The organism is Paenibacillus tianjinensis (assembly GCF_017086365.1).
Lineage (GTDB): Bacteria > Bacillota > Bacilli > Paenibacillales > Paenibacillaceae > Paenibacillus_AQ > Paenibacillus_AQ tianjinensis.
The window spans coordinates 4,601,046-4,621,988 of the sequence record NZ_CP070969.1 but is presented as its reverse complement, the minus strand read 5'-3'; the positions used below and the strand labels follow the sequence as shown (position 1 = coordinate 4,621,988).

The window sequence follows — 20,943 nt, the reverse complement described above, 5'->3', positions numbered from 1 at the left end:
GAAGTCCCGCATATTTTTTTATCATAGTGGGGTATCCTATAATTGCAGCGTTGAACAACAACCTCAAGGGAGACATCCATCATGAACTGGATATACTTTGCAAAGCTGTTCAGGACGAGATTTCAAGCAGGCTGCCTGGCAAAAAGACTGGAGCAGGACGGCTGGATTTACGGCTATCATGACCCGCGTTTTGTAGAGATTTACCGTTCACGGAAAGGCCGTTACGGGGTGCGATTCTTACCCTGACGAATTAACAATTTCATCCTTGACTTTAGGGCCTCATTTAATGTATATTAACTATTGTCGCTGTTTGAATATGATTACTGACGCGGGGTGGAGCAGCCCGGTAGCTCGTCGGGCTCATAACCCGAAGGCCGCAGGTTCAAATCCTGCCCCCGCAACCAATTTATTTTCCTACAGCCATTGTACATTCGGATACTTTAGATCCGGGCCCTTAGCTCAGTTGGTTAGAGCGGTCGGCTCATAACCGATTGGTCACAGGTTCGAGTCCTGTAGGGCCCACTTCACTAAACCCCTTGCCTAGCAAGGGGTTTTTGCTATGTTTGAGGTCGTCTCTGTTTTTGAGAAGGGGTAGATTCAGACCGGAAAAAGCGACTTGCTAACGGATTTGCTAACGGGAACTATTTATCCACAGGATCAAGTTGTTTTTCAGCATATCTAGTTAATTCAGCTTCAATTTTGTCAACGGCCTCTTCCTGCATTGTAGGCAGCAAGTGAGAATAACGTTCGTTAAATATTGTAGGAGTCATGCCGAGACGTTCAGCAGCAACTTTTGGGCCGCCTGTGACCTGATGCTTCCGGTGTTGTTATAGATATTGGGAAACGAGATGGGAACGATCCAAACTAGGTCACTCTGTTTGCTCAGAAGGGTGAAGATGGCTCAACTGACGAGTTGATCATAATGTATGAAGACACTCTACAGATAGTTCAGTTCACCCATTCTTACAATCGTGTGTATCTTCAACAGATTGAAATATGTTAATCTGGAAGCATACTTATCAAATACAAAATAATACATTATGGGTGGTTATGGAATGATGAATTTTAAGAACATGAGCGTGAAAGACAAGATTCATTTTGCAGTTAGCCCTTCCACTTACTTGATAAGTAAGGGTGTAGAAAAAGCAATCGAAAAGGTTCAAGATTTATCACAAAATGGAACACTTCAACAGCTAAGAGAAGAGGCTGCACGTCAGGAGCTCATTGCGCAAATGCGTGCGTCGCAGGCAAAGGTAGCGCAAGAATTAGCCATTGCACAAAGAATTAACACTGCTGAGACTGTTGAGATAGAAGAGTTCTATGAAGCAAGTGGGAAGGGGGGACTTAATGTTCAGGCGTCCGAAGCCGCTGTAACTGGTGGATTAACAGGAGAAGGACGTAAAGTTACAAGAAGAATCTACCGGTTCAATGGTTGGCATGAAGGGGCTGTTCAAGTTTTGGAGAATCAATATGAGGAAGATTGAGCAAGACGACAAAATGACTGTTAATAGTCACCGATCAATTCCTTGCGGTGAAGATAAACTTAGTATAATCAGCCGCCTAATCATTGGGCGGTTTTTCTTTTGACCAAATTAATAGGAGGACAAGCTAACTTCCTCCTAATTATCCAGGGTATCCCCCGGTTGAGACAGCATCGCGCCACGCGTGGCATTCACAGTCATCTGCTGTCTCGTTTCCAAATATACACGGAAGTAGAGGGGCAAAATGGGAACAAATGATGAATATTTATTGCTGGTGAGCTAGAAGTTATGGCCGGTATCTTGGAAAGCAAGGCGCAGTACCGGAAGATTGTTAAGGCCGGCATAGCCAAGTGGGTTAAGGTGGATGATCTGAATAAGCTGATTGAGATAGATATTGAACTGCAGAAGGATGAATTGTAATTGAACAAATAAGGAACAGAGTTAATTAAGATTGCAAAACTCTCTAAGAAAACTGAAGTTTTATTACGATAATAAGAGAAATATTAATAACATTAGAAAGAAAAAGGAGTGACCGATATACTTCGTAGAACATTCCAGGAAAAAAAGTACATGAAAGTGATAGCTGAATTTGAATTAGAACAAGCAAAAGACATTGAAACATCAATTAATAGGCTTCGGGAAATCAAGAGATATTTTTTTCAAAAAAGCACCTATGAGTTAAAATTAATTAAGGCTGAAGTAAATTCAATAGTTGATGATTACAAGCAGGTTTCTATTTTCTCTAGTATGATTACATCAATGCTTGCTATTTTTACAATTATCATAAGCATTATGAGAGAGATTCCTACAAAATTATTTCCTGATGATAAGTTATTGAATAAAAGTATGGGTTCAGCCACGGTAATCTATGCAGGATTAGTTTTACTAGCGTTGTTGTTTTTAATAAAGGGATTTGTTTTGAGAGCAAAAAAAATTAACTTTTTAAATCAAGTGTTAGAACTGGTAATAACGGAACGTGAAATGCTTGATAAGGAACATAGTGAAGCTTATATTGAGTTTTTAAAGTACCTCAAAGAAAGAGATGTTTAACCTAAACGTAATCTTAAAGGGATGAGCTGAAATAGCTGAGTCTGTAAAATATATTGTGTAAACTCTCAAACCCATTAAAATGGAAGTAAGAGAAAGGTTGGGGAGAACACATGGGACTTTGGACAAAACAACAGTTACGGGAATTTATTAAGGAAAACAACTTGGTAAGCGCACAGGATGCGCAGAATGCTCTAAAAGAGCTATTTGCGGAGACGATTCAGGAGATGCTGGAAGCCGAAATGGACACTCATTTAGGCTACGGAAAGCATGAAGTGAAGGCGAAGCTCACGCCAAACAGCCGTAACGGAAAGAGCCGTAAAACGGTTGTCAGTGAGTACGGGGAACAGGAAATCGCTATCCCTCGTGACCGTCTGGGTGAGTTTGAGCCACTTGTCGTCAAGAAGCATCAGTCGAACGTAACCGGCATCGAAGAGCAAATCATCGCTCTGTACGCCAAAGGGATTAGTACCCGAGAAATTCAGGATCACCTGGGGCAGATGTATGGCATTGAGGTGTCGCCTACGCTCATTTCCAATGTCACAAATAAGATTGTTCCTCTCATTAAAGAATGGCAGAATCGGCCTCTGCAAGGCGTTTACGCTGTTGTCTATCTGGATGCGATCCACTTCAAAGTCAAGCAAGACGGGGCCATTATCAACAAGGCTGCCTACATGGTCATTGGCATTGATCTGGACGGAAACAAAGACGTGCTGGGCATGTGGATTGGTGAGAACGAGTCCTCCAAGTTCTGGCTCAGCGTGCTGAATGAACTCAAGAATCGTGGAGTGGGGGACATTCTCATTATCTGCGTGGATAACCTGTCCGGGTTCTCTCAAGCGATTGCGGCCTGCTATCCCCAAACTGAAATCCAGAAGTGTATTATTCACCAAATCCGCAGCTCTACACGGTACGTGTCTTACAAGGATATTAAGAAGGTGACCGCCGACTTAAAGCCTATATACAAGGCAGCTACCGAGGAAGGTGCCTTGCTTGAACTCGACCGTTTTGAGGAAGTCTGGGGGGCGAAATATCCCCTCATTATCCGTTCGTGGCGGACGAATTGGGACGAACTTGCTACTTTTTTCAAGTACCCGCCTGAGATACGTAAACTGATTTACACCACCAATATGATTGAGAGTTACCACCGTCAGCTTCGTAAAGTAACCAAAGGAAAGAGCATCTTTCCTACCGATGAAGCTCTGCTAAAAATGCTCTATCTGGCCACCGTCGATGTCACTCGAAAATGGACTGGACGTGTCCAAAACTGGGGCCAAATGCTGCTCCAGCTTTCGGTATTTTTCCCAGACCGGGTCGGTCAACACTTGCGTTAGATTCGCGACTTCCCCCTCGGGGGAATCTGTGCTTAAAAGAGTTTACACAAAATTATTGACAGACCCAAATAGCTCATCAGGCTGTCGAGAAAGTCTCGACAGCCTTCTTTATGTGATCTTGGTTTCAGGATAACGGACGACCTGCTATTGATCCTGTCGTGCTGTTCAAGATTGACTTTCCTGGGGTACTTCTACGGCATTTCTTCTGAACGCCAGTTAGAACGTGAGGTCCAAACGAATTTAGCTTACCGATGGTTTCTTGGCTCGGGCTAACCCGGCAAGGTTCCAGACCACTGCACGATTAGCTGGAATCGGCGAACCCGTTTTAAAGATACGAATCTTTTTCAGGATATCTTCGATAAAATTTTTCTCCAGGCGATTTCGCACCGGATGGTGGATCGTCGGCAAGGTGAGGTACCAAGTATGTTTACTAACTGTAGATAACGCCAAAACACAGGGAAAATAAGCAAAAAAACTCTAGGATGAGAGTTCTGCGGTAAAAGTACTATGTATCTTCAAACAAATCGTCCATGAATATATGAATTTCCTATTCCGAGACGGAGAATCTCCAGTATCAATTTTCACAGTACTATCCTTGAAAATAGTGTGGCACCAACTTTTACCTTTGTAGGTAATTCTGATTTTAGTACATCTTCCGATTTGCCATCGTATTCAATGAGGATATACTTACCTTCGAAGCGATCAATGATTCCTTTCCACATTTACCTACCTCTCTTATTTGTAGTAAGGTAATTTTACTTTCATTACTAATTGCTGTGATGGTGCCTTTTTGATAAGTCTACAACATAGAAGCATTTGCATTTTTAATCTGGTCAGAATGACGGAATCCGGATGACTAAAATTATTTTTACCTATGCTAATTACCTCATACTGCGGTTTGAGGGTTTCATAAAAGCTTTGCTGGTTGAACTGCTGTAACCGTGATGACCGACATTTGGGGTTGTTGGGAAGGAATTCCTCCCGTGTAAGGAGAATGTAGACTATACAAATCTTAAAGGGAATAGAGGCAGAACATGCTTAAAAAAGTTTGGAATGGAAATCCGCGCTGGTTCACATTAATCTGGTCATTTATTATGCTGACTTACATTCTGTTAATGGTCTTCCGCCGGAATGACGAAATAATGACGGGGTTGTTATTTGTTTTGTTTGTAGCTGTTGGGGTTCGGGATTGGAATAAACTAAGAAGACTTGCGGTATTTTCTTTTATCTTAGCTGGCGTATTTCTAATCATAGATTTGAAAACGATGTTAGGGTAGCGGTTTTCCCATATTGCAGCTGCAGGCCGTCTTAAATCAGACGGCTTTTTGTTATCAAAATACCATATCAATATGTAATTCGACATGGAGGGAATAAAGGTGGCACGAAGAAAGAGCAAGGCCAAACAAGAGGAAGAATTTTTTGAAGCACTAGCCGGGCTGACAGCGCTATCTATGGCTGGACTAGGATTTCTCATTACAAAATCTCTGTACGGCATGGTTGTAGGAGTCGTTTTAGGACTGGTAATAGTTAGTTTAATCATGAGATCTATTTGGAACAAGCGGGCTGAGCGCCTGAAGAGATCAGGAATCGCTGACATCGACAAAATGGAAGGTATTCAATTCGAGAAATACTTAGGACACCTCTTTCGGGCGCAGGGATATAAGATTGAAGTTACAAAGGCCGCCGGTGATTATGGGGCTGACCTGATTATCCAGAAAGATGGAAAAAAGATTGTTGTTCAAGCCAAGCGGTATAGTAAGAACGTTGGTATCAAAGCTGTTCAAGAAGCGAAAGCATCAATCGCGCATTACGGAGCTTCCGAAGCATGGGTTGTGTCAAACAGTGACTACACGGCTGCTGCGTATGATCTGGCCAAATCGAACCGGGTCAAGCTGATCAACCGTGAAGCTCTGATTGAGATGATACTGACTATGAACCCTGCAGCAGTTCCTACACCGCAGGTAGTCATTGCAGAAGTTCCTGTGGATGAATTCACTTGTCCTAAATGCGGTAGCAGGCTTGTTCTGCGTAGTGGCCCGAAGGGCCAGTTTTACGGCTGCAGCAGCTATCCGAAGTGCCGCCACATTAAGTCGATCAAAGCAGTGTAGAGGAGGATACCTAATGGAGTTAAGAAAGTTTACGGAAGAGGATATTAATCAGATCGTCTCTATATTCTACGAAACCGTGCATTCCGTGAACAAACGGGATTACACCGGAGAGCAACTTCATGCCTGGGCACCCAAAGATGAAGAGCCGCTCAAGCTGAAGACTTGGAAAGAATCGCTGAGTCACAATTTTACCTACGTTGCGGAAATCAAAGGTGAAATCGTTGGGTTCTCTGATATGACTCAAGAGGGGCATGTAGAAAGACTTTTTGTTCATAAGGATTTTCTGCGGCAGGGGGTTGCTTCTGCTTTGGTGAATACACTTGAAGCTGAAGCAAGGCGGTTAGGGCTTAATGAAATGGATACAGAGGCGAGTATAACTGCCAGGCCATTTTTTGAACGTTTAGGATACCGGGTTATCCAGCAGCAGGTGGTTGAACGTAAAGGTGTGGAGTTAGTGAATTTTAAGATGGTGAAAACACTACGCTAATGTCAGCGGCCGCATTTACTCCGAACGGAAATGGAGACTGGACACGATGAGAATGTATACCGACCCTAGAGGCGAAGCATATGAGCAGGTAATTGATCTGGCGATATCGAATTCGGAATGTTTTGTGCTGGGGGAGAAGATTCCAGCCGATATGGCGGTACGGGATCGGTACACAAGTGCTTTGGAGGCGCTGGAGCCTTATCTGTTGAAGAACGTCATCATCCCGGACAATAATATGGATGAATTTAAGCGAATCAGGAAGACCTATAACAGTCATGCTTTTTATTGCGCAGGAACCTACTATTTATATCGCTGCTGTGAAGAAAGTGGGAAGCTGTTGAAGCAAATGGCAAACCGGTTGTCGGACTGGATGTACCCTAATCTGCCGGAGGACTTGTGTTTCTTGAGAAAAGGCGGCGGAGATTACCTGTACTCGGTGGTACATGAACATATGTATGGGATGGATGTTACTGAGGAAGAAGCAGGTGAGCTGATGGAACAGGTTACGGGACTCTTTTTGGAATTAAAAGCACACCGTGATCTGGATCATCTGCTGGACGATGCCATAAAGCATAAAACAGACTGGCTGTATATAAGCGGACATAGGCTGACGGAGCTGCCTGAACGAATCCGGGAGCTTACAGAGCTGCGGGAGCTGGAGATTTTTGAACAGGATCTGTATCGTCTGCCCGAAGGGCTGTTCGAATTAACCAAGCTGGAATGTCTGAAAATTTTATCTGCTGATCTGGAGGGCATTCCGGCAGCTATAGGCAGGCTGAAGAATCTGAGAGAGCTGTCTATCCGGTGTGCGAGCTCGGACCGGCCGGCTCTCGGGTATCAGGCCAAGCCCAGGGAGGAGATCAGCCTAAACCGCATCCCGCCGGAGATTGGAGAACTGGAACAACTGGAGCAGCTGACGATTCAATACACCTCGATCCGTGAACTGCCGCCTGAACTGGAGCAGCTGAAGAACCTGCAATTCCTGGATATCGGTATGTGTCTGATCGAACGGAAGCCCGAATTTCTGGGTGGTATGAAGCAGCTGAAATACGTTAATGTGTCACGCAAATCGTTGCTCGAAATGGCATTAGACAATCCGCCCGAAGCATAAAGGTTAATAATAACCCTTCGAAGGGGAGTGATCTAAGCCTGTGCTTCGTCATCAGGAATTCAAAGTGTATATTATAACCACTGGCGATATTATGCGGTTCTTTGTAATAGAGATCATAATCGGGACAGTGACATATGCTCTGGCTAATAAGATATTTCATAATTTTATACTGGCAAGTGCAGGCGGCTGGGTGGGCACGGAAACGATCAAACGGGTGAATGCCGCTGTGAAAATGCTGGTGAAGTAAAAATACAGCCCCGCCTCGACAAGGCAGGACTGTATTTTTTTGACTTGCCATTCCCGGAGGGGCATGAGGTGGTCCGGTTTCTTTGTTACTGTTCCATGCTGTTCCACAGCGTCTGGAACGCACCGGATTCGACTTCGAAAAATACCGGCGCATCGCCGTAACGAACAAGTCCTTGACCGAAGAGTACAAGCTGAACCTGGGTTTTATCTTGGAGCTCCAGATAGATGACCTTGCGGTCTTCGCTGTCGTAGATGCCCTGCGCGATCAGCGGTTCTGCTGCGAGCGGTTTGGCTGCCAGGAGGGCTGACAGGAAGCCGTCAAGCGCTTCACTTCCGCTGAGCGGCGAGTACTGCTGCAGTCCGTTATTCCAGCTGTCGAAGCTCTCCCACTGGGCCGAAGCGATCCGGCCTTCAAGATTCAGCATGCCGATCAGATCGTCTCCGCTGTTTACAGTGATGCCGTTCGTATGCTCGTACAGTTCAGCGAATACCTGACCGTCGATTTCCGAATAGGACATAATCAGGAAGCCGGAATCGTATCCCTTCACGGTATAGATATCTGTCTCACCGATATTGGAGGACAGCTCGGTGTATTCTTCTTTACCGCTCCATTCGTCGATGCCGCCTGTCGTCCGTCCCAGACGGTCACCGCGCAGCGCGGCTGCATCAGCGGCTTCGATACTTGTAGCAGACTGTGTATAAATATTCCCCTTATACACAACCAGGGCGATCATGCTTGCCTTAACACCCGAGCTTGAATCCGGCAGCTTCAGCTTGGGAATGACGACACTGCCGGCCGAAGCGGCTCCGCCTGTGCCTGATGTCCCCGGATCTACCTGTGCCACTTGTGCAGGTGACGCAGGCCCGTTTATCTGGTTCCATATAGTAGGTGAAGCCAGACCGATTCCGGCGGCGAGTACGATACTTGCTGCGATATATATTGTCTTACGCGGACGTTTTGTCTCCTGATGCTGCTCCATTTTGGCGAGCAGTCCTTTTTTCGTTTCTTCGCTTGGGTTCATTGAATCCACCGCTTTCTTATAGGTTGATCGAAACTGATCCTCGTTCACTCCGGTTCCGCTCCTTCCAGCTCCAGTTTTAACAGCTGCCGTCCCCGTTTAAGCCTCATCTTCACGGCGGACTCACTGATCTTCAGTATCTTACTGATCTCCTGGACGGGATAATCCTCGTAATAATACAAATGGATAACAGTCTTATATTTTACGGGCAGGGCCAGCACCAGCTGTAGCATTGCCAAATCCTCAGGACTGTCCGCTATAAGCGGCTCGGCACCCTCCAGCTTAATCTCGCGCTTACGCCAGCCTCTGCCCAGCGATGTTTTGCAAGTGTTGGTGAGTACACGGATCAGCCATGCCTTTTGATGTTCGGCATCCTTGAACTCCGGCGCTTTCTCCATAAGCTTGATGAAGGTGTCCTGAGTGGCTTCCTCGGCATCCTGGCGGTTGCCCAGATGAACCAGGGCAATCCGGAACAGCATTTTTGAGTAGTTTTCATAACTCTTTATCACATCATTCCCCGGCCGGGACATGAATCGCTGCATGATGCTCTGCCCTCCTTTACCTATAACACCATTAAGAACGGGATTTGGTCACATTTTGTTTCCGGGAAATTGACAAACGAAAGGAGAAATGTTAAATTAACTATATAAAATATAGTAAATATAAAAATAATAGTTAAGAATAGAGCTGAACCACAACTCGTTAAGGAGGAGAGCATTATGGAACAATCTGCAGTTAAAAGAGATATAAGTGAAGTCAGAAAGGTTGTTCTAAACCAGGTGAGTGCAATCCATTCGGCAGGGCCGGTACTTGAACCGGGAAATTGGGCGAAGCATGATCCTTTTCTGCTGATGATGGAGGATAAGTTTCAGAAGGGATCCTTTGACATCCACCCGCACCGCGGAATGGAGACGGTAACGTATGTGATCTCTGGACAGATTGAACATTACGACACCCACAGCGGGGAAGGCGGGGTGCTCGGGCCGGGGGACGTGCAGTGGATGACGGCAGGCAGCGGAGTTGAGCATAATGAAGTGCCCTCTGAAGGGATGACTGCGCATTCCCTGCAGCTTTGGGTGAATCTGCCGAAGGTGCACAAGATGACTACGCCGCGTTATCAGAATTTGAAAAGCGGGGATATGCCTGTACGGCAGGAAGCTGGCGCAGCCATAAAAGTTTTCTCCGGATCTTCCAAGGGAGTGGCTGGTCCAACCCGCAACTATGTTCCGGTAACGATGGTGGAGATGACTATTGAGCCGGGTTATACAGTCACGCAGGATTTGCCGGGCAGCTACAACGGGTTCATCTATGTTCTTGAAGGCGACGGAACCTTTGGAAACAACAAAGCAGCGGCTTCTGAAGGCCATGTCTTATGGCTTGGTGAAGGCGGCAGCGGAGAAAGTGAAGTGGAAATTACGGCGGGAGAGAAGCTGCGAGTGCTGTTATATGCAGGTGAACCTGTCCGCGAACCGGTAGTCGCCAGAGGACCGTTCGTTATGAATACGGAAAGAGAGATTACGGTGGCGTTCAGTGAGTACCGGCAGGGGACTTTTTTGAAATAAGATCTGTGAAGTGAAAATAGTATGGAAACAGGCAAGGTCATCCTTACGGGGCTGGCCTTTTTTTTATGCTATAAATAAGACGATGTGATATTAAGCAGATTTGGGATTGTGGATGAAGACTCTAAAATGTAGTAAACTTAGAAGCCTGGAAATTATTCCATATTTTATCAAGGGGGACTATATGCAGGAACAACTGGCACGTGCGAATAAGGTGGCTTGGGAATCGAAGGCATATCAGGCTTGGGTAGAGCATCACGGATCTCCGGAAGAGCAGGCTAGTAAATTAAAAATGGACCCGCAGCACCCTTTGCGTTATTGGTTAAAGTACCTTGGTAATCCATCAGGAAAGAAAGTAATCAATCTGCTGGGTTCCCATGGCATGAAGGCGATCGCGTTAGCCCTGTTGGGCGCTGAGGTTACCGTGGTCGATATTTCAGAGGAAAACTGTAAGTATGCCGGTGAGGTTGCGGCTGCTGCGGGGATTCCTTTGAACTATATCTGCTCAGATGTATTGCATATCCCGGATGAAGAGACGCTGGGCCAATTTGATATTGTATTGATGGAGTTTGGAATTTTGCATTATTTTACAGATCTAAATGATATTTTTGCTTTGGTCAACAGAAGATTAGGCGCAAATGGCCGGCTGATGTTAACGGACTTTCATCCGTTTGCCAGGACATGGAGGACAACGGTAAATCTCCAGCATCCGACAGGGAATTATTTTGACGACACGGTCCGGGAAGGTGAAATAGCTTTTGCCAAGCTGCTTCCTGAAAAAGAGCGTTCTGGACTGGGTAAGGTTTTGACGCGGGGATGGACGGTTGGCGATATTATAACGGCAGTGGCCGCTAACGGGTTATATATCCGTACCTTTGAAGAAATACCTAATGCCCAGGACCCGAGCTTTCCGGAATTTTATACGCTGATTGCGGATAAATGTGAGGTTCCGCTGAAGAGCTTACGGATCGGTCCGGATGAAGGCTAATGATTTCCTATTCACCCAGTCAGGCAGCGGCTAATTTACATAGTCTATGGTGTACTCAATTATGAAGGAGGAATTTAGAATGGGTTGTTACGGTGAAAATGTAAGTCCGGTTGGTGGAGCTAACTGCGGAGCATATGCTAGCCCCTTCACTTCTAGTGCTGCAATTCTGGTATTGTTCATTCTGCTCGTAATTATTACTAAATCTTTCTGGGTATAGAGCCTGGGAGTGCAACTTAAGCAAACATTTAGCACTGCTTCAGATTCGTTTAAGCTTCGGGATATATATTAATTACATGACCCCCAGTTAATAGGCCTTGACCCTGCCGGACGTTCGGTAGGGTCACTTTTTTTGCCGTTATAGAACGTGAACTTGAGGTATTGCAAGATCCGTCTGTTTCAAAAATAATTAAAGAAAGCCGGCGATTGACGGTTTGGGAGTAGCCATCTATGGGTAACTCCCTCTTTGAAGGATTGAGAAGAATTCTTAGAACCGGAAGGAGGGAATCCTGTGTATTTTGATCAGTCATCTTATGAAATTAAGCTGGACTGGGGACGGAGAGGGGCCAGGGCAGCAGCAGAGCGCGGGGACATTGTGATTATTGTTGACGTGCTTAGCTTCTCGTCTACGGTAGTAACGGCGGTTCAGCATAAAGCCAATATTTATCCGTATCCTCCGCCGATTAATGAAACCGCTAAAGCTTATGCCAAGGAGCTTGGTGCCGAAATGGTCTGGGGGAGATCAGAAGCTATAAGAGTGGGGGGCCACTCCTTATCGCCGTTGTCCTTCAGCTCAGCCGACTATGCCCGTGACTTTGTATTATGTTCCTTGAACGGAGCAGCCTGTACATGGATTGCAGCACAAGTGCCGGCTCTGCTTGTCGGATGCCTTTTAAATGCTTCTGCTGTTGCAGATACCGCGAACCGGCTGAAGCTTGAAATGGACGTGAATATTACGGTAATCCCCTGCGGCGAGAAGTGGTCGGATGTTATGGAGGGGGAGGATGAACTGCGCCCGGGCATCGAGGATTACCTGGGTGCAGGTCTGATTCTCTCCCGGTTAGCCGGAACGAAATCTCCGGAAGCTGAGGTGTGCATTGGCGCTGTGAAGTCCTCCGGTCACCGGATCAGGGATTTGATCTGGGAATCTGCCAGCGGCCGTGAACTGCGGGAACGCGGATATGAAGATGATGTCACGTACTCCTGCCAAGCAGATATCAGCTATGCGGTACCAATGCTGCAAGAAAATAGGTTTGTAAATGCCGGCGATCCCGTTTAAGCAGGACAGATTTTAGCTCATATTCAGCGGGATTTCATAATGGCTTAAGCTGGAGGCTGTATAGTAAGGACATACCCCCTAGTAATAGATATAGACCTTGCCGGACGCCGGCGGGATCATTTTTTTTGGGGAAATACTTACGGATTGGAAATAAACAGTTACCGGATATGCCGGTGATGGATGAGATTTCTGTCTTCGTTTTTTTCCAGCACAGCCATCAATTGCCCCTGGAATACCCGCCTCTGAATCTGGTCAATCCGCTGCATGGCCAGTTCCTCCGGAACCTGAAACGTTGTGGCAATGTAGTGAATGGCATCCTCGCGTAGCTCCGGCAACGGTCTGGCAGAGATCATGGAGTAGGGCATAGCCGCATAAAGAATAAACCGCTCCGATTCGTCCTGCTGAGCCTGTGTAAAGTGTCCGGGCATCAGACTGCGGCTTCCGGCATGACGGAGCAGATGGCAAAGCTCATGGAGAAATTCCAGGCGCTGCAGCTCGGGGGGGAGCCGGTTGTCTAAAAACATGGTGTACATCCCGGCAGAGGCCTCAATGCTCTTGCTGCGTACATCCAGATAATGAACCCAGATATTCAGCCGTTCGGCGATGTAATTAACCGATATGTCCGACGGCTGCCGCACTTGCAAACGCTGATATAAATCCTCGGTCCAATTCTCCAGGGCGGTCATTTGGTAATAAGACTGCATGTAATCACCTCAATATAAGATCGTATGTTCGTATTTAGGAGTAAAAGAAAAGCCCGAAGGGGCTAGTAGTTGCCGGATTCATACCGGAACTGATGTTCTTATGTATCTAAGCATAATGCAATTAAACCTGAATATCAAGTGTTTTTCCAAGGTCCGGATGAGGGCTCTGCTGGAGCATTTGGGCCATATTCTGCCCTTGAAGCTCAGCGGTATTCTTGGCAATACTCATGACCTGCAGCCCGACAGCCTGCTGTAAGGACGCCTGCCTCATTGCAATGGATAGAGCGGCAATGTCCATTTCGTACCTCCTGAATGGGTTATAACCCGTTTTTTTGAGAATGCTGACCTATTAAAATCCCAGGTTTACCAGCCTTCCTGTAATGTATATCGTCTGGATAGAGCGGTTTATTTAGGCGAAGCGGATATTGTTTGCCGGTTGGCCCAGACTGCCGATCTGCCTGCAACATATTCTGTGCTGTGTAAGAGATGAACTTGAGCATCTCGTTTCATGTATTTCATATCTCAGAGGAGGAATGAATTATGGGTGCAGAGTATGGTTGCGGTTGCGGAAATAACGTTGGCGGGGTGAACCAGGGACCTCCGGCGGTTATGCCGGTTGTAAGCCCATGGACCTCAACGAGTGCCATTCTGGTGCTGTTCATTTTGCTGGTAATTATCACCAAAGCCTGTATATTCTAAAGGACTTTATGGTAAGTGCAGCCCCGTCAGGCAGAGTGCCTAAGCGGGGCTTTCACTTGGTATTATGTGTTATCACGATCATGTTGCATAAAGAACATTTGTTCGCATATAATACATATAATTATTTCGGAAAAGTGTGATAAGGGGGAATTGAAGTGAAGGTAAAAGATCTGGAAAAGCTGATCGGACAAGTAATTGAAATCATCTACGAGGACAAATCGGGCAAAATCACCCAGCGCAGCGTGGAGGTGCACGGGATTAAAGGGGACCTGCTGCGGGCCACTTGCTTAACCACAGGCGGTCCCAGGGTATTCAGAACCGGCAGTATTCTGGCCTGGCGGCGGGCCAAGGCGCGTCATGCTGGATGATACTGCCCGCAAGCTGCTGCGGATTATGTGTCACTTCAGAAGCCACTTCGGGCGGATGCCGCAGCTTAAGGAGCTTGCTAGGCTTAGCGGGCGGAGGGAGGCTCAAGTGATGTCCGGCCTTCGTGAGCTGGCACTGCAGGGGTTTATCCAATGGCAGCCGCCCCAGCCCGTAGAGGCAGCGGTAATTCTCATTGCCTGGGAAAGTCCGGAACCAGGGGCAAAAGTGACCGGCAGCGGCAGCGGTCACTGGACCGATTGAAGCACCTGCAGAGAGTGGATAGCCTTGAATCTGCAAAAGCCCCCTGCCGATACAGACGGCAGGGGGCTAATCCATACCTATGCGGTTCTCGTTTACTTGAACATGAACTCTACCCGGGTTCCGTCGGCATAACCTTCCAGCTGATTACCAACCCAGCTTCCGGCCCCGCGGTTGTCACTGGGTGTTATGTATTCAATGTCGGCACCGCTGCCGCCTTCGGCACACATCGCCATCGGCCATTCATCGCGGTCGTAGCCCTTCTTGGTCGGCACACCGGACAAGGATTCCTTGCGGTTCTCTTCGGCATCTTCCCGGCTGATAGTGCAGACGGCTGATTCACCGCTCTCAATCGCTTCCTGGATATGCTCGGCGGTTTCGGGATAACGGTCTGCCGGGAACTCCAGCTGTACAATTTCAGAGTCATCTGTAGAAGGTGGCGTGACGGGCGGGTTATTTTCCTCAAACCAGTAAGCCACCAGGACCAGCAGTAGAATGATGATCAGAGTGGAGATGAATTTCTGTTTTTTCACATGCTCCTCCTAAGGTGTGGGGGTCATAAAGTCTCTGCCTATTAAGTATTATATCTTAAAACAAACGGCTTTTAGTATACTAAATTAGGACAAGGTTACCATTCACGAAGTGAGTTTTGGCGGAACCCTGCGATGAGGCACAAGGATTGCACAACGTTTAGGAGGACAAGCACATGGAAGTTGAGATTTCGATTGAGGACCAGACCCTGATAGCTTCTGCTAAAGAGATTATCAGAAAACGATACGCATGGGAGCGGCATCATGTCAGTGCGGCGTTGCGCACGAAGACGGGGGAGATTTTTACAGCTGTTCATCTGGAGGCAAATCTGCCGCGGGTTAGCGTATGTGCCGAGGCAATGGTTATCGGTAAAGCGATTTCCGAGGGGTACCAGGAGTTCGACACCATTGTTGCCGTAAGGCACCCGGATCCGGACAGTGAGGATAGAGAGATCAAGGTTGTATCGCCATGCGGGATGTGCCGGGAGCTGATCGCGGATTACGCCAAGGATTACAAGGTGATTGTACCTGCGGAAGGGACCCTGGCCAAAGTGGATATTCTTGAGCTTTTGCCGCTGCGGTATGCGAGGTATGTGACAGTAAGTGACAGCAATAGCCGTAATGGTAATTATACATATTGAAAACATGAATATTTTGCCGAATGCTCAACATTCGCCGCGTCCTTGTCACGGTTGTCCCCATACAATGGTACAAAAGGTTGGTGGGAAGAATGGAACAACGCATCCTCCGGGATCTGCTCGACTCGGCGTCACGGCTGGTCAACGATGTCCGCTGGCAGGCGTCCTTCCGCAGCTTGGTGATGGAGCCTGCCGATACGGCTCTTGCGCTCCCGGCGAAGAGCTTGCTGAAGAAGCTGTATTCGCTGCAGGGCAAAGGCATCATCAGCGGACAGCATGATTATCTGGAGAGTCCGGATGAGTACAGCAATAAGCTGAAGAATACAGGAGGATTCTATCCCGGACTTCACGGCTATGAGCTGGGGGCCATCAGCAACCAGACAGAGGCGGTTATTGCCGGCCAGCGGCAGGCGGTGGTGGACAGTGCCGTTCGCTGGCATAAGGCCGGGGGAATCGTGACGATGAGCTATCATGCGAATCTGCCGGGGACGGCTCCGGCCTGGTCCAATGTCTCCATGAGCCTCAGCGAGGCTGACTTTGCAAGATATATAACACCGGGTACTGTTCAATATAAAGCGCTGCTGGCAGATCTCGACAAAACGGCGCTGTCCTTACAACAACTGAGCAATGCAGGTGTTCCTGTCCTGTGGAGACCGTATCACGAGATGAACGGGGGATGGTTCTGGTGGGGGCAGAAAAGCCGCTTCTCCGAGCTGTGGAACCTTATGTTCGAACGGTACACGGAGGTTCACGGGCTGCACAATTTGCTGTGGGTATGGAGTCCGAATGCCAAGAATCAGTGGTCGGGCGAGCCTGCGGACTACTATCCCGGTGCCGGCAGGGTAGACGTACTAGCCCTTGATATTTATGATGGAGATTTCAAGGCAAGCCACCATGACGGATTGTGGGACCTGGGACGCGGCAAGCTGATCGCTATAGGGGAAAACGGAGAGCTGCCTTCTCCGGCAGTCCTTGCAAGATCCCAGAGCAAATGGTCCTACCAGATGACCTGGGGCAAGCTGCTGTATGAGAAGAATACAGACACTGTGATTAAGGCTTATATGAAGAACAGTTTTGTAATCACCCGGGATGAATATAAGGTTAAGCCTGCGGGAACGGAAATAACAACTGCAGCGGGAGTTAAAGGGGAGTATTTCAACAATAATACACTAAGCGGAGCTCCGGTACTGGTTCGTACAGATCCGGCGGTCAACTTCGTCTGGAGACAGTCCAGTCCTGATCCGGCGGTAGCCTCCGACAACTTCTCTGTGCGCTGGAGCGGCTGGCTGAAAGCGGACTTCAGCGAGAGCTATACGATTTATTCTTCTTCGGATGACGGCATCCGGGTGTGGATTGACGGTGGATTGGTGATTGACAGCTGGATTAAGCAGAGCGGGCAGGAGCGAAAAGGCAGCGCGAATCTGACCGTCGGCAGACTGCATGAGCTGAGGGTAGAGTACTTCGAAAACCAGGGCGATGCCAAAGCAGTACTGATGTGGGAAAGCCCCAGCCAGCCCAAAGTCATTATTCCAGCCGGGGCCTATGTTCTTGCCGACTGAACGGCAACGGCAATCAAATCTGTTCGCGGTAGCTGATATTGTTGGCGGTTTTTTCGTCACGAACCGCTTTGCGCAGCACATCCTTAACCGTGAGCACCTTGCGGATTTTGCGGAAAAGCAGCTGCGGGGACGAAGCGTCATCGGAGAATACAGTCAGAGTCCCGATGCCGAGCAGGCGGTCCGGAAGGGTCTGATCCACCGAGAAGTCATTGACCCGCAGCAGCTCAATTTCTTCCAGATCTTTGCCGATGAGTCCCGTCTTCACGATAATCCGCTGGCTGGTAATCGTATATCTGGTCGTGTTGAGGCCAATCAGGCCCTTAAGCCGGTCATAGAGGCCGGCAGGCTTGCCCTGCCAGAGCTCGGTTTCCGGGCTTCCCCCGGAGGCGGAGCCGCCCGCAGGACGGCGCGGGGCCGCTGAAGCAGCGGTGTCCGTTCCCGCTCCGCATTCTCCGCAGAATTTGGCGCCTTGCTTATATTCAGCGCCACAGCTGGTGCAATAAGGCATAGATATCTTCCTTTCTTACTTCAGAATGAGATTATATTTATTATAGCAGGGATTTCCATTCTCAATGGAGGTCTCTTTGCTATGAATTCGCTTTATTTATAGGGGGTGGGGATTTCGAGTCTTTTTTACATAAAATTTCATTTGCACTTTACAAAACCCGCCATTATTCTGTTAAGTGGAGGGATTAGAAATGAGAAAAACCTTACTGACAGTTTTGCTTATAATGGTCGTTGTCCTCAGCGCTTGTAGCAAAGATAGTTCTGCACCTGCTTCAGAGGAAGAAGTGCAGGAAACTGTACAGAACTTTTACAATGAAATGTCGAAATTCGATGAGATGGGTAAATCTTCTCTGGAGAGCTTCAATACAACACTGACTTCTTATTCGACAGGAAAAGCCACCGACAAAGAACTGGAGAAAGCGGTCGATGAATTCCAGGACACAGCATCGGATATTGCCGATCAGGTCAAGGATGTGAAGATTTCCAAGAATCTGCCGAAGAATGTTCAGACCTTGCTTAGGGATGCTGCAATTGCGTTCCAAAGCGCCTATTCCATTAAAGAACAGGCTTCGCAAGGCGCAGTTTCCCCGGAGGTTACTGCGGATGAGTTCAACGCTTTGAATCAGCAGGCGGACGTGGCGATGCTGTACGGCATCTCCAAGCTGAATGAAGCGAGAGTAGCTGTAGGGCTGCTTGAGGAGGACAGCGCTGCTGAGGCTGAGCTGGGAACGGCTGCCGGAACTGCGGTGGAGACAGACGGGGCGGCAGATACTGCCCAGAAGAGCGGGGCAAATGCCGGTACCTCTACGGTTACAGGCTCAGAGTCAGGCAATACGGCGAATTAGAGATTTTTTTGTTGAAAAGATAGTCCCCATTAAGGCGCTGCACACCATCATGTGCGCGCCTTTTGCATGTAATCTGAAGCCTGGCAGCACTACAGTTATTTACCTGCTGGCAGCTTTTTCTGCTTGATAAATAGGCAGCTCTGCGGATATAATACAAACATACGTTCGCATTATGTGGGACGCAACTGACCTTATCCAACCGGAAGGAGAACGGAAAATGAGCAAAAAGCTGGAGGATCGTGGTCTGCTTGAGCGTAAGAGCCGGATTAGCAAGGAGGAGCTGGAGACACTGCGCCGCGGCAAGCTGCTGCTGGATGCGCAGAAGCTGGAGGAAATCGAGTGTACACTGGCGCTGTCGCTGCGGACTCATGTCCGAGTAACAGTGATTCTATATGATCCCTCCGGGAACAAGCTGCTGAACGGATTTGTTACCTCCATTCATACCCACTCGCGGGAAATTAAGCTGCAGTGGGCAGAGGAATGGAAATGGATTAACGTAGACGACATCGTAGAGGTATACATAGTCTAGAGGCTTATTTTGCGGCGGAGGCTTCCGTTTTCTCATAAGCAATTAGCGTAACGGCGTTGTTGCCGGTGATTTGGGCAATAGCCGCTTCAGCTTGCCGGATAATCTCTACCGCATTCTCCTGGTCGCTTAGTGCAGCTACCTTGTAGCTGTCGCTGTGAATGTCCATAGACTCATCCCACCTTTCGCGGGTAGTGTGGCCTTTTTTGCGGATAATCATTCAATTGGACATCTATGCGTTGACCCCGGGGAAACCGTACAAGCAAACCGGGAAGAGGGGGCATTTACTATACCAGGGGGTGAGTACATGCTGACTTTAGATCAGGTGAAGAGTAAATCAGCAGGCTGGCTGGGCAAGCTTCATCCCGTGCTGCTGGCTGGTGCGAGTGCGCTAATCCAAAGGTGCTACGCCAAAGGAATTCCGATCGTCATTACCCAAGGGATGCGGACTATTGCTGAGCAGAATGCGCTTTATGCGCAAGGCCGGACAACGAAAGGAAACATTGTAACTAATGCCAGAGGAGGCAGCAGCTACCACAATTATGGTCTGGCGATTGATTTTGCCTTGCTTCTGCCGGACGGGAAAAGCATTTCCTGGGATACCTCCCGTGACGGGAATAACGATAGGATTGCGGACTGGCAGCAGGTGGCGCAGGAGGCGAAGAAGCTCGGCTTCGCATGGGGCGGGGACTGGACTTCTTTTAAAGACTATTCTCATCTGGAGATGACCTTCGGGCTTACCACTGAGCAGCTCCGGGCCGGTAAACAGCCGACGGTGCAGCAGGTGAAGGATGCCTTAGCCCTGATTAATGGAACCGGCAGCGAGACGGATCCGGCCATCAGTGTCACATTGAATGGAGTCAAGATTACCAGCGGTTTTCTCGAGAACGGAACAACCTTCGCGCCTGTACGGGCAGTGGCCGAGGCGCTTGGAGCCAAAGTATCTTATGATCCGGTGAACAGGACAGTAAACCTCGTCAGGGAATAAGGATTGCTTGCATAGATGTTGCACGATGTGGGGAAATTATCAGCGAGATACCACACTATCCTCAAAGGGGGCATACATTTTGAAGAAGCTGATCACAAGCCTGGCATGCGGTACCGTGTTATCCCTTAGCCTGCTGGGATCCGGTTATGCAGCCAATGCAGCTGGTACTGGCGGAGGAATGGGCACAACGGTTCCCGATACCGGAACAACCGGCACAAGAACACAAGGAGTACGTGAGATGAACGGTACTGGTACCCATCTGATGAATCAGGGCAATACCATGATGAATCAGACCACAGGAACCATGCGTAAAGGCGAGAACATGGTGAGGGACGCGGTCACTCCGGGCGATAACAATAGGGTCTCTCCGCTGAACAACACAACGCAGACCGGCAGATACCGGGCCACCAGTACAACCACCAATGCCAACAACAATGATGACAACGACTCGAACTGGGGCTGGCTCGGCTTAGTCGGCCTCCTGGGGCTGGCCGGCATGCGCAGCAGAAGCACTGATCGTGACCGCCGCTAGCTCATCCTAAGCCTTACAGAGCAAAGCCCGTCCGGCTAATCCGGAACGGGCTTTTGCTATAAATAAAAAAACATCGGAATTTAGATTGCGTGTTTGAAGGATACGTGATATTATATTTCTTGTCGCGTTACAACG

Annotated in this window: 29 protein-coding genes, 2 tRNA genes and 1 pseudogene; 25 read left to right on the top strand and 7 right to left on the bottom strand. The window is 48.2% G+C overall.

The features are described from left to right. The first annotated feature begins 81 nt into the window (after positions 1-81). The 13 genes and pseudogenes from JRJ22_RS21650 (at position 82) to JRJ22_RS21595 (ending at position 7,815) form a co-directional block, all read left to right on the top strand. A complete protein-coding gene (locus JRJ22_RS21650) occupies positions 82-246 on the top strand; it encodes a hypothetical protein (protein ID WP_019909365.1) in 165 nt (54 codons plus the stop codon). Positions 247-327: 81 nt separating this feature from the next. Then, positions 328-404: transfer RNA gene (locus tag JRJ22_RS21645), tRNA-Met, on the top strand. 44 nt (positions 405-448) lie between these two features. Further along, positions 449-522: transfer RNA gene (locus JRJ22_RS21640), tRNA-Ile, on the top strand. A gap of 533 nt (positions 523-1,055) precedes the next feature. Next, positions 1,056-1,484, top strand: a complete 429-nt coding sequence (locus JRJ22_RS21635) for a hypothetical protein (RefSeq protein WP_206101449.1) — start codon at positions 1,056-1,058, stop codon at positions 1,482-1,484. Between the two features lie 285 nt (positions 1,485-1,769). Further along, positions 1,770-1,901, top strand: coding sequence for a hypothetical protein (locus JRJ22_RS29490; RefSeq protein ID WP_269751858.1), 132 nt, complete (start codon positions 1,770-1,772; stop codon positions 1,899-1,901). A gap of 150 nt (positions 1,902-2,051) precedes the next feature. Continuing rightward, the gene (locus tag JRJ22_RS21630; RefSeq protein ID WP_206101448.1) at positions 2,052-2,531 is read left to right on the top strand and encodes a hypothetical protein; all 480 of its coding nucleotides are present in this window, start codon (positions 2,052-2,054) and stop codon (positions 2,529-2,531) included. Between the two features lie 110 nt (positions 2,532-2,641). Next, positions 2,642-3,862, top strand: a complete 1,221-nt coding sequence (locus tag JRJ22_RS21625) for an IS256 family transposase (protein ID WP_206100169.1) — start codon at positions 2,642-2,644, stop codon at positions 3,860-3,862. A 128-nt stretch (positions 3,863-3,990) separates the two neighbouring features. Further along, a pseudogene (locus JRJ22_RS29340) lies at positions 3,991-4,267 on the top strand (transposase); the annotation flags it as partial. A gap of 629 nt (positions 4,268-4,896) precedes the next feature. After that, positions 4,897-5,139, top strand: a complete 243-nt coding sequence (locus JRJ22_RS21615; RefSeq protein ID WP_206101446.1) for a hypothetical protein — start codon at positions 4,897-4,899, stop codon at positions 5,137-5,139. Positions 5,140-5,238: 99 nt separating this feature from the next. Continuing rightward, the gene (locus tag JRJ22_RS21610; RefSeq protein ID WP_232380920.1) at positions 5,239-5,970 is read left to right on the top strand and encodes a restriction endonuclease; all 732 of its coding nucleotides are present in this window, start codon (positions 5,239-5,241) and stop codon (positions 5,968-5,970) included. Positions 5,971-5,983: 13 nt separating this feature from the next. Beyond that, on the top strand, positions 5,984-6,457 hold the full coding sequence (locus JRJ22_RS21605) for a GNAT family N-acetyltransferase (protein WP_206101445.1): 474 nt from the start codon (positions 5,984-5,986) through the stop codon (positions 6,455-6,457). A gap of 46 nt (positions 6,458-6,503) precedes the next feature. Next, positions 6,504-7,568 (top strand): leucine-rich repeat domain-containing protein, encoded by a 1,065-nt coding sequence (locus JRJ22_RS21600; protein WP_206101444.1) that lies wholly within the window; start codon positions 6,504-6,506, stop codon positions 7,566-7,568. 40 nt (positions 7,569-7,608) lie between these two features. Beyond that, the gene (locus JRJ22_RS21595; protein ID WP_206105363.1) at positions 7,609-7,815 is read left to right on the top strand and encodes a hypothetical protein; all 207 of its coding nucleotides are present in this window, start codon (positions 7,609-7,611) and stop codon (positions 7,813-7,815) included. A gap of 85 nt (positions 7,816-7,900) precedes the next feature. Here JRJ22_RS21595 and JRJ22_RS21590 read toward each other — a convergent pair whose 3' ends face one another. Next, positions 7,901-8,884 (bottom strand): hypothetical protein, encoded by a 984-nt coding sequence (locus tag JRJ22_RS21590; RefSeq protein WP_206101443.1) that lies wholly within the window; start codon positions 8,882-8,884, stop codon positions 7,901-7,903. Further along, positions 8,881-9,375, bottom strand: a complete 495-nt coding sequence (locus JRJ22_RS21585; RefSeq protein ID WP_206101442.1) for an RNA polymerase sigma factor — start codon at positions 9,373-9,375, stop codon at positions 8,881-8,883. Before JRJ22_RS21585 ends, JRJ22_RS21590 begins: the two co-directional genes overlap by 4 nt. Positions 9,376-9,552: 177 nt before the next feature. On the opposite strand from JRJ22_RS21585, the gene JRJ22_RS21580 reads away from it, so the two are divergent. The 3 genes from JRJ22_RS21580 to JRJ22_RS21570 all read left to right on the top strand — a co-directional run bounded on the left by JRJ22_RS21580 (position 9,553) and on the right by JRJ22_RS21570 (position 12,656). After that, the gene (locus tag JRJ22_RS21580) at positions 9,553-10,395 is read left to right on the top strand and encodes a pirin family protein (protein ID WP_206101441.1); all 843 of its coding nucleotides are present in this window, start codon (positions 9,553-9,555) and stop codon (positions 10,393-10,395) included. A 181-nt stretch (positions 10,396-10,576) separates the two neighbouring features. Further along, complete coding sequence (locus tag JRJ22_RS21575; protein ID WP_206101440.1) at positions 10,577-11,380, top strand: class I SAM-dependent methyltransferase; 804 nt, start codon at positions 10,577-10,579, stop codon at positions 11,378-11,380. Between the two features lie 508 nt (positions 11,381-11,888). Further along, positions 11,889-12,656: a 2-phosphosulfolactate phosphatase gene (locus JRJ22_RS21570; RefSeq protein WP_206101439.1), complete on the top strand. Its 768-nt coding sequence runs from the start codon at positions 11,889-11,891 to the stop codon at positions 12,654-12,656. A gap of 158 nt (positions 12,657-12,814) precedes the next feature. Here the strand turns inward: JRJ22_RS21570 and JRJ22_RS21565 are convergent, their stop codons facing one another. Both JRJ22_RS21565 and JRJ22_RS21560 read right to left on the bottom strand, forming a co-directional pair. Beyond that, entirely contained in the window at positions 12,815-13,360 is a 546-nt protein-coding gene (locus JRJ22_RS21565; RefSeq protein WP_206101438.1) for an ImmA/IrrE family metallo-endopeptidase, read from the bottom strand. 121 nt (positions 13,361-13,481) lie between these two features. Beyond that, the gene (locus JRJ22_RS21560) at positions 13,482-13,658 is read right to left on the bottom strand and encodes a YjfB family protein (protein ID WP_206101437.1); all 177 of its coding nucleotides are present in this window, start codon (positions 13,656-13,658) and stop codon (positions 13,482-13,484) included. 242 nt (positions 13,659-13,900) lie between these two features. Between JRJ22_RS21560 and JRJ22_RS21555 the strand changes: the two genes are divergently transcribed. The 3 genes from JRJ22_RS21555 (at position 13,901) to JRJ22_RS21545 (ending at position 14,686) form a co-directional block, all read left to right on the top strand. Further along, complete coding sequence (locus JRJ22_RS21555; RefSeq protein WP_206105362.1) at positions 13,901-14,059, top strand: YjcZ family sporulation protein; 159 nt, start codon at positions 13,901-13,903, stop codon at positions 14,057-14,059. Between the two features lie 155 nt (positions 14,060-14,214). Further along, positions 14,215-14,427, top strand: coding sequence for a hypothetical protein (locus tag JRJ22_RS21550; protein ID WP_206101436.1), 213 nt, complete (start codon positions 14,215-14,217; stop codon positions 14,425-14,427). After that, the gene (locus JRJ22_RS21545; RefSeq protein ID WP_206101435.1) at positions 14,417-14,686 is read left to right on the top strand and encodes a LexA family transcriptional regulator; all 270 of its coding nucleotides are present in this window, start codon (positions 14,417-14,419) and stop codon (positions 14,684-14,686) included. Before JRJ22_RS21550 ends, JRJ22_RS21545 begins: the two co-directional genes overlap by 11 nt. A gap of 92 nt (positions 14,687-14,778) precedes the next feature. Here the strand turns inward: JRJ22_RS21545 and JRJ22_RS21540 are convergent, their stop codons facing one another. After that, positions 14,779-15,216 carry a NucA/NucB deoxyribonuclease domain-containing protein gene (locus tag JRJ22_RS21540; RefSeq protein WP_206101434.1) on the bottom strand — a complete coding sequence of 146 codons (438 nt, stop codon included), beginning with the start codon at positions 15,214-15,216 and terminating at the stop codon, positions 14,779-14,781. A gap of 173 nt (positions 15,217-15,389) precedes the next feature. On the opposite strand from JRJ22_RS21540, the gene JRJ22_RS21535 reads away from it, so the two are divergent. Beyond that, positions 15,390-15,854 carry a cytidine deaminase gene (locus JRJ22_RS21535; RefSeq protein ID WP_206101433.1) on the top strand — a complete coding sequence of 155 codons (465 nt, stop codon included), beginning with the start codon at positions 15,390-15,392 and terminating at the stop codon, positions 15,852-15,854. A gap of 89 nt (positions 15,855-15,943) precedes the next feature. After that, a complete protein-coding gene (locus JRJ22_RS21530) occupies positions 15,944-17,410 on the top strand; it encodes a glycosyl hydrolase (protein ID WP_206101432.1) in 1,467 nt (488 codons plus the stop codon). A 13-nt stretch (positions 17,411-17,423) separates the two neighbouring features. On the opposite strand, the gene JRJ22_RS21525 is transcribed toward JRJ22_RS21530, so the two are convergent. Then, the gene (locus JRJ22_RS21525) at positions 17,424-17,918 is read right to left on the bottom strand and encodes a PH domain-containing protein (protein ID WP_206101431.1); all 495 of its coding nucleotides are present in this window, start codon (positions 17,916-17,918) and stop codon (positions 17,424-17,426) included. Between the two features lie 190 nt (positions 17,919-18,108). Between JRJ22_RS21525 and JRJ22_RS21520 the strand changes: the two genes are divergently transcribed. Together JRJ22_RS21520 and JRJ22_RS21515 are read left to right on the top strand one after the other, a co-directional pair. Continuing rightward, positions 18,109-18,762, top strand: coding sequence for a hypothetical protein (locus tag JRJ22_RS21520; RefSeq protein WP_206101430.1), 654 nt, complete (start codon positions 18,109-18,111; stop codon positions 18,760-18,762). 217 nt (positions 18,763-18,979) lie between these two features. Continuing rightward, a complete protein-coding gene (locus JRJ22_RS21515; RefSeq protein WP_206101429.1) occupies positions 18,980-19,291 on the top strand; it encodes a YolD-like family protein in 312 nt (103 codons plus the stop codon). Positions 19,292-19,295: 4 nt separating this feature from the next. Here JRJ22_RS21515 and JRJ22_RS21510 read toward each other — a convergent pair whose 3' ends face one another. After that, the gene (locus JRJ22_RS21510; RefSeq protein ID WP_206101428.1) at positions 19,296-19,457 is read right to left on the bottom strand and encodes a hypothetical protein; all 162 of its coding nucleotides are present in this window, start codon (positions 19,455-19,457) and stop codon (positions 19,296-19,298) included. 138 nt (positions 19,458-19,595) lie between these two features. Here JRJ22_RS21510 and JRJ22_RS21505 point away from each other — a divergent pair, with 138 nt between their 5' ends. Together JRJ22_RS21505 and JRJ22_RS29335 are read left to right on the top strand one after the other, a co-directional pair. Further along, entirely contained in the window at positions 19,596-20,276 is a 681-nt protein-coding gene (locus tag JRJ22_RS21505; protein ID WP_206101427.1) for a M15 family metallopeptidase, read from the top strand. Positions 20,277-20,355: 79 nt separating this feature from the next. Next, a complete protein-coding gene (locus tag JRJ22_RS29335) occupies positions 20,356-20,808 on the top strand; it encodes a WGxxGxxG family protein (RefSeq protein WP_232380919.1) in 453 nt (150 codons plus the stop codon). The last annotated feature ends 135 nt before the right edge of the window (positions 20,809-20,943 follow it).